The sequence below is a fragment of the Synechococcus sp. H55.11 genome, from assembly GCF_047462475.1.
In the GTDB taxonomy this organism is placed as follows: Bacteria; Cyanobacteriota; Cyanobacteriia; order Thermostichales; family Thermostichaceae; genus Thermostichus.
On the sequence record NZ_JANSJI010000154.1, the window covers coordinates 1 to 1,311 of the forward strand.

Genomic DNA, 1,311 nt, shown 5'->3' on the forward strand with positions numbered 1-1,311 from the left:
GGACGGCGGGTGAAGTCGGAAGCTGGTTGTCTTGGTTGAGCTTCTCGATGAGGAGTTGGATGAAGAAGCTGCTTTCAGATCCCTGCGGCCGAAGTATAAAGACAGCATAGCTGTTGAACCAAAATGCGCTCCTTCCTCCCACAATCTGACCGGCAACTTTTTGTTAATCAAAGCTTAATCCCAAAATAACTTGCAGATAACTTTTGGATCATTGTTGTTGAGGTATAGATATTCTGAGCTGTACTCCACCCCGGAAATAAGGGAAAATCCGATGTGCCAGATCGGTAGTAAAGTGAGAGTGAACACAAGACCCAATTTCGGAGTGGTTAGGAGAATCGCCGTGCGTCCTCTATCTCTGTTGGCGGTGCTTTGCAGCGTGGCTTTTGCCCAGCCTTTTGCGTGGGGATCCCTGAACCCAGCCTGGGCCAAGCCTTCCGGGACATTGCGCTTGTACACTTCCCAACCCGATGCAGACGCTCAGAAAACCGTGGCTGCGTTTCGAGAAGTTTATCCAGAAGTTTCCGTGGAGATCTTTCGCTCCGGCACCGAGGAGGTGATCAGCCGCTTTTTGCTGGAAGCAGAAAAGGGCAGTTCCCAAGCCGATGTGTTGCTGGTGGCCGATGCGCCTACTTTTGAGTTGCTGAAATCCCGCAATTTGCTGGAGTCCTACTGCAGCCCTGAAGCCAAGGCCATCGCCGCCACCTACTACGATCCAGACTGCCGCTACTTCGGCACCAAGATCCTGGCCACGGTGATCGTTTACAACACGGCCAAAGCCCAGCCTGTCGATAGCTGGGCAGCCCTAGCCCAGGTTCCGGAAGGCCAGCTGGTGATGCCCAGCCCCACCTATTCGGGTGCTGCCGCCTACAATTTGGGGGTGATCACCCGTACCCCCGGCCTGGGCTGGGAGTGGTACGAAGCGCTGAAAAAGAACAAAACTGTGCTGGTGCAGGGCAATGGCGCTGTCGCCCGCAACGTCGCCGGTGGCGAACAAAGCTACGGCATGGTGGTGGACTTTCTTGCCATTCGCAGCCGCAACGAGGGATCCCCGGTGGAGGTGGTTTATCCCAAGGAGGGCGTGCCGGTGATTACCGAGCCGGTGGGAATTGTAAAAGGAACGCCCAACCTGGAAGCTGCCCAGGCTTTTGTGGACTTCTTGCTGTCTCAGAAGGGGCAGGAGGTCGCTGCTGAGATGGGCTACATGCCGCTGCGGCAGGGTGTGACGCCGCCAAAAGGTTTCCCCGCCTTGAGCGAGCTGAAGATCTTGAGCGCCCCGGCAGCGGAGTTGGCCGAAAGCCGCGAGGCCGACAA

Annotated in this window: 1 protein-coding gene; it reads left to right on the forward strand. The window is 56.4% G+C overall.

Annotated features, from left to right (window positions below; translation table 11 throughout):
* Positions 1-340 precede the first annotated feature (340 nt).
* Positions 341-1,311, forward strand: a 971-nt coding sequence (locus tag NW853_RS06715) for an ABC transporter substrate-binding protein (protein WP_414335131.1), incomplete at its 3' end; no start/stop codon positions are given.